This window comes from Pseudomonadota bacterium (assembly GCA_030859565.1).
Lineage (GTDB): Bacteria > Pseudomonadota > Gammaproteobacteria > JACCXJ01 > JACCXJ01 > USCg-Taylor.
In genome coordinates this window covers 1-6131 of sequence record JALZJW010000178.1, presented here as the reverse complement: position 1 = coordinate 6131, position 6131 = coordinate 1, and the positions used below count along the sequence as shown (strand labels likewise).

6 protein-coding genes are annotated in these 6131 nt (G+C 61.9%); 1 reads left to right on the top strand and 5 read right to left on the bottom strand.

Translation table 11 applies throughout. The annotated features are described in order from the left end of the window. The 5 genes from M3436_18450 to M3436_18430 form a co-directional block, all read right to left on the bottom strand. Positions 1-225: amidohydrolase (locus M3436_18450; protein MDQ3565983.1), on the bottom strand; the 225-nt coding region annotated here is incomplete at its 3' end. Positions 226-285: 60 nt separating this feature from the next. After that, on the bottom strand, positions 286-1011 hold the full coding sequence (locus tag M3436_18445) for a glutathione S-transferase (GenBank protein ID MDQ3565982.1): 726 nt from the start codon (positions 1009-1011) through the stop codon (positions 286-288). Positions 1012-1105: 94 nt separating this feature from the next. Then, the gene (locus M3436_18440; protein ID MDQ3565981.1) at positions 1106-2779 is read right to left on the bottom strand and encodes an isovaleryl-CoA dehydrogenase; all 1674 of its coding nucleotides are present in this window, start codon (positions 2777-2779) and stop codon (positions 1106-1108) included. A gap of 74 nt (positions 2780-2853) precedes the next feature. Then, positions 2854-3774: a pyridoxal-phosphate dependent enzyme gene (locus tag M3436_18435; protein MDQ3565980.1), complete on the bottom strand. Its 921-nt coding sequence runs from the start codon at positions 3772-3774 to the stop codon at positions 2854-2856. Between the two features lie 67 nt (positions 3775-3841). Further along, on the bottom strand, positions 3842-4837 hold the full coding sequence (locus M3436_18430; GenBank protein ID MDQ3565979.1) for a galactose oxidase: 996 nt from the start codon (positions 4835-4837) through the stop codon (positions 3842-3844). 217 nt (positions 4838-5054) lie between these two features. Here M3436_18430 and M3436_18425 point away from each other — a divergent pair, with 217 nt between their 5' ends. Further along, positions 5055-5726, top strand: a complete 672-nt coding sequence (locus tag M3436_18425) for a DUF429 domain-containing protein (GenBank protein ID MDQ3565978.1) — start codon at positions 5055-5057, stop codon at positions 5724-5726. Positions 5727-6131 lie beyond the last annotated feature (405 nt).

The window sequence follows — 6131 nt, the reverse complement described above, 5'->3', positions numbered from 1 at the left end:
GGCGTCGATCAATCCGGGCACAATCCACTTCCCACCGACATCGAAGACTCTTGCGTCTTTCGGTATTGCGAGCTCTGACTTGTTCCCGACCGCGCGGATATGTTCGTCTTCGATCAACACCGTGGCATCGAGACGAGAGGCTCCACCTGTCCCATCGATTAGGGTCGCTCCCACGAACGCTTGGTATTGCTTCGGGGAGTCGGCCTGCGCGAGCCCGAGCGACATCGAGCACAGCGCCCCGCATAGAAGGATCGTGTTCGTTGTGGCTTTCTCCTTTAGTCCGTCCTACGTATCTAGCTCCGGATAGTGCCGAAAGATGTCGTCTTCGTTGAACGGGATACGCCGCTCGGACGCCAGATAGGCGGTGATGTTCGGGCGCGCCGCGACCTTATCGTGCAGCGCCACCAAGCCGGGATGTTTCGGTTCCAATCTCTTCATTGTCTTTGGGAAGGCGTAACGCAGGCCGGCGATGAGCTGGAAGATGGATAAATCTACGTAGGACAAGTTGCGACCGAGCATATACCCTCTGCCCTTCGGATTGCCGGCGAGCACCTGCTCGAAATAATGAAGGAACTTGGGCGCGCGTTCCGCGGTGAAATGCCCGGCGCGGCGCCGCGCCTCGCGCTTCTGCTGGTGGTAGTACAGGCTGCTTGCGATCGGATGATGCACGTCATGGATCTCCGCTACAAAGTCGGCGATCGTCAGCTGCAGTTGATGCGCCCACAGCCGGCCGGCCTCGGCCTTCGGAACCAGGCCAAGCCGCGGCCCCAGATACAGCAGGATGTTGGCGGTCTGGGCAATCACCCGATCGCCGGCCTTGAGAAACGGCGGCGCGAACGGCAGATGGCCGATCCCAGTGCCCTCAAGAAAGCGCATCATCGCCGGGAGGCCCTTGCCGCGCCCCGAAAGACGCGTCACATCCATGTAATCGGCACCCGCCTCCTCGAGCGCGAGCCGCACGAATTCGCCACGGCCTTGTATGCCGGGCCAGTAGTAGAGCTCATAGCGCATACCAAGGTCCTTCTGCCTTAAGCATTGGTAGCAGTTCCAAGCTGCGGGACTTTCGCTGGGCTGCCTTCCGCGCGCTGGAAAGCCAGCTTGGCGCTCACCGCTGCCCTACCTGGGGTTGCGCGCGCTCGATGATCGCCTCGAAATCGGTCCCTCCCGGTAAAGTTCCAAAGGAGTGCCAATGATCGTCACCGAGGCGGACGGTGCAAAAAGCCTCTGCGACCGCGGCCGGGGCATGTTGCAGCAGTAACGCGCCTTGTAGCGCGAGTGCGAGTCCCTCCACCAGGCGCCGAGCGCGCGTCTCCGCTCGACTGGTATCACGGAGCTCGGTTTCGAGCCGGGTTACAAATCGATCGAATCGATGATGGACTCCCATCGCGGTACCAATTTCCGCGAAGTATATCGAAATAGAATCCGGTTCTTGGTGCATCGCGCGCAGCACATCGAGACACTGAACATTACCGGCACCCTCCCAGAGTGAATTCAGCGGCACGTCGCGATAGAGGCGCGACAACGGGGACTCTTCTACATAGCCGTTGCCGCCGATACATTCGAGCGACTCGGCGACCACGGCGACCGCGCGTTTTGTGATCCAGTATTTGGCCACCGCCGTGGCGATCCGCGTAAACCTCGCCTCCGCTACATTGTTCGCGGATCCATCAAAACCGCGCGCCAGACGCAATACGAGCGCGGTCGACGCTTCGGACTCTAAGCAAAGATCGGCAAGCACGTTCCGCATCAACGGTTGATCGAGTAGGCGCCGCCCGAAAGCGTGACGGTACGCTGCGTGATGGGTGGCTTCGGCGACGGCGCGCCGCATCGTCGCCGCCGATCCGCAGGCACAATCGAGACGGGTATGCCGAACCATGTCCATGATGGTCGCAATTCCACGGCCTTCCTCCCCAAGAAGGCGTGCCCAGGCATGGCGGAGCTCGACTTCCGCCGAGGCATTGGAACGATTCCCGAGCTTATCCTTAAGCCGGATGAGATGGAAAGAATTCCGGCTACCGTCTGGCTTCCAGCGCGGAAGGAGAAAACAGGAAAGACCGCCTTTCGCCTGCGCTAAGACCAGAAACGCGTCCGACATGGGCGCGGAGCAAAACCATTTGTGCCCGATAAGTGCGTACTCGCCGCCCGGGCCGGCAGCGCCAAGCGGCTGTGCGCGGGTGGTGTTGGCCCGTAGATCGCTGCCGCCTTGGCGCTCGGTCATCGCCATGCCAAAGAGGGCGCCGCGCTTCTGCGGTGCCGGCATACAGCGCGGGTCATAGTCGATCGATAAAACCCGAGGCTCCCACTCCGCCGCCAGCTCAGGCTGCGCGCGTAGGGTCGGAATCACGGCAAAGGCCATCGTGATCGGGCAGCTCGAACCCTCGTCGATTTGATGGCGAAGCAGGTTGAGCACGCTGCGGGCCACGTGCGCACCGGGACGGGCGCTGGTCCACGCGAGCGAATGGTTGGCGTGGGCGATGCCGATGCGCAGCAATTCGTGCCAGGCGGGGTGAAACTCTACTTCGTCGATGCGATGTCCGAATCGGTCATGGGTGCGAAGCAGCGGCGGATGGCGGTTGACAAGCTCACCGAGCTGGATCGTCTCGGCCGCACCGAGGAGTGCGCCGTATTCATGCGCTTGCGCCTCTATCCATCCGCCGCCCTCCTGATGCAGCGCCTCGCGAAGCGGTAGGTCGTGTTCAAAGAGGTTATAGTTCGCAAGCGCTGGCGGTTGATTGAATACCTCATCGGGTGCGTGAGCCGAATAATCATCAGGATCCATAGCAGTATCCCCATGCCTTAGGTCAGTCACGTAAGGTGAGATCAGGCGTCCTGTCCCGGGGCGTCACAGCGACCTCAGCAGGTCACTGGTAATGTTGCCGCCCGAAAGGACGCACACGGGGTGGGGCCTGAGACAGCGACCTTGCCTGAGCGCACTGCCGCGAAGCTTGCCGCCCCCGAGGGTTCCACGACCAGCTTCTCCTGCTTTAGGAGCTGGGCGATCGCCTCCACGATCGCGGAGTCTGGCACCAGTACCGTCTCATCGACATACCGCCGCACGGCCGCGAAGGTGAGATCGCCCGCGCGCAGTGGCTTCAACCCGTCGGCGATCGTGTTCGTATCAGGAAGTGTCACCAGCTCTCCAGCTTTAAGCGACTCGTACATCGTGGGTGCGCCCTCGGGTTCCACACCGATCACGCGGGTCGAGGGACGGATCGCCTTCACCGCAGTGGCTATCCCGGAGATGAGTCCCCCACCGCCAATCGGTACGATAACCGTTTCGACCTCTGGCAGATCCTCCAAGATCTCTACTCCCACCGTACCTTGGCCCGCGATCGTCCAGTGATGATCAAATGGCGGAATCACCGTCATGCCGCGCTCCGCCGCAATTTGCTCCGCGCGTAGCTTGATTTTCTCCGAGGAGTCGCCGCCGAAGATGACCTCCGCGCCATACGCTATAGTTTGGGCGACCTTTTCTGCCACCGACTCATTCAGCATGACGATGGTGGCCGGCACACCGAAATGCTTCGCGGCCAGCGCGACGGCCTGAGCGTGGTTCCCGGACGAGTATGCGGTCACACCGCACGCGCGAACCTCCGGCGCAAGTTGGGCTAAATTGTTGTAGGCGCCGCGGATTTTGAACGCGCCACCCCGCTGGAGGTTTTCGCACTTCAAATAGACGTTCGCCGGCCCGAACTTCGCGGGTAAGAGTGGCGTATGGATCGCCACCGCGTGGATCCGCTCGCGGGCCTGCTGGATGTCGGCAAGCGTAATCATCACGCGATTATAGCCGTCCCAGGCGTGCGGTACGACGCGGTGGATCGATGCGCCTGTTGACAGAAACTCAGCGGACCTCCAGCGCCTCATTGGCGCCCGAGACAGAGAGACCGGGCCGTTTGCCGCCGCCGATCATGTAGAGCATGTTCCCCACCGCCGCGGCAGCAAGCCCATGGCGAGGTGTGGGTAAAGGAGGGAGAGAAAGCCAGCGATTTGCAACGGGATCGAAGGCCTCTACCTCACTGAACGTTCCACCCGGTTGCTCGCCCCCTACGACCACAAAAAGATCATCGAAGACCGCCCCCGCCACACCGCCGCGCGCGGTCGGTAGGCGAGGCTCTGTACGCCAGGTTTCCGCGTTCGGATCATAGGCCTCTAATAAGGCGAGGTTTTTAGAGAGCGATTTTTCGCGACCTCCGGCCACATAAAAAAGACGTCGCAGTGCCCCTGCGGTCAGATGGTCGCGCTTGGTTGGTGCCGGAGTCTTCTTGATCCAGCTATCCGCGGCGGGCTCGTAGGCAAAGAGATCGCTGGCAAGCCCCAGCGGGCCGATACCGCCTACCACGAGGATCCGATGACCGAGAACAGCCGCCGCTAGCGCCCCGCGCGCGTCCGGGAGTGGAGCCACCCGCTTCCATGTCGTCTGGGCTTTAAATGCGAACACATCGGCTTTGGGCTCGAACCCTGGACCCGCAAAACCGCCGATGACATAGAGCGTATCCTCGAGCGTGACCGCCGCGGCGTGATGACGGGCCTCCGGCAGATCGGGGCCCCTGTGCCAGCGGTCCGCGGCCGGATCATAGATCTCCACCGTCGCGAGGGTCCTTGCGGAGCCATCGAATCCTCCGATGACATACACTTCGCCGTGAAGCACCGATGCGGTGACTTCGGTGCGGGGCGTGGGCATCTCCGCCTTTTGGGTCCACGCGTACGTTCGTGCGACCCCATGCCTTTCGATCGTCTGGGGCGCGCTGGTCGCGGGTTGCACGCCCATGCCGCGGACATAGAATAGGTAAGCGCCTATGACCGCCACGAGGATTAAAATGACAAGTGCAGTTCTCATCTTGGCTCTGCCATCGCCCCACTGGACATCGCCTCCGCAGACGCCCCATTATAAATACTAAGGAAAATGAATGGCGATGGATTTTCAGGAAGCAGATCGAACACCTGTGTTGTAAGGGCGAATGAGAGCTACCGTCTCACAGCCCCTACAGCACCGTAGGGGTTCTCAAATCGCGTGGCTCGCCGGAGTCGACGGCTGTCGCGCCGGTTGGTTTGCGGTGCTGCAGGGTAGGGGCCAAGCCTCGCCCCGTGTCGTTGAGGTGCGCTTCGCCCTGTGCCGGGGCTTTTCGGAGGTGATGAGTCTACCGGAAAACCCCGCGCCGATCGCGGTGGATATTCCCATCGGCTTGCTCGAGCAAGCCGAGCCGGGCGGACGCTCTTGCGATCGCGCAGCGCGTGCCTTGCTGGGCCGAGGGCGCGCGAGCAGCATATTCACCCCGCCCACGCGGGCGGCGCTTGAAGGCCAGTCCTATCGCGAGGCGATGCGCTTGAATGGCGCGGGAATGAGCAAGCAATCGTTCAACCTCATGGGCAAGATCCGGGAAGTGGACGCGCTCATCGAGCCAGCATTGCAGCAGCGTATCTTCGAGGCGCACCCGGAGCTTGCTTTCCTCACCCTTGCCGGGCGCCCCCTGCGTCACAACAAGAAAACCCCGGCCGGGAGGCGGGAACGCGAAGCGCTACTCGGTCCTCGCTTCGGCGCTGCTTTTATCAAACCGAGCGAAGTGCGGGACTGCTTTCCTCGCTCGCAGGTGGGCGCGGACGATGTGCTCGATGCTTATGCGCTGGCGCTTACCGCTCGCCGCATTCATGCGGGCAGCGCAGTGAGGCTCCCGGAACCGGAGCCCGAGCGCGACTTCAGGGGATTGCGCATGGAAATCTGGTACTGAAATTGACGGAGAGAGAGGATCAACGTCGCCTGCCGCGGGTTTGCGATCAAGGAGATTTTCGATCACAAGCCGCATCCCTGAACCGCTGCGGACGGCGCATTTGATCGCCGGTGATGCGCCATCGCGGGCCGCTTCGGGAGGTCATGGAGCGCCAAGGCTTTGAGCGTTTAGCACCAGAAGGGCGGTATTACGACCTTGGCGGATGGGTGCGATTCGAGTCAATGGGCCTTCCCCTCGAAGAGGTGCCGTGACCGCGCAGGGTCCAGCTCAATGCGCCTCATCGAGGCAACCAGACGGATGGCTCACTCTGAAGCCTGCTTCTTGATCCACCCGCTATTTTAACGCTCCATGTTGCTGTAGGGAGGGACGCTGGCATCACCGAGTCCGGCCTAGAGCATATGCGGC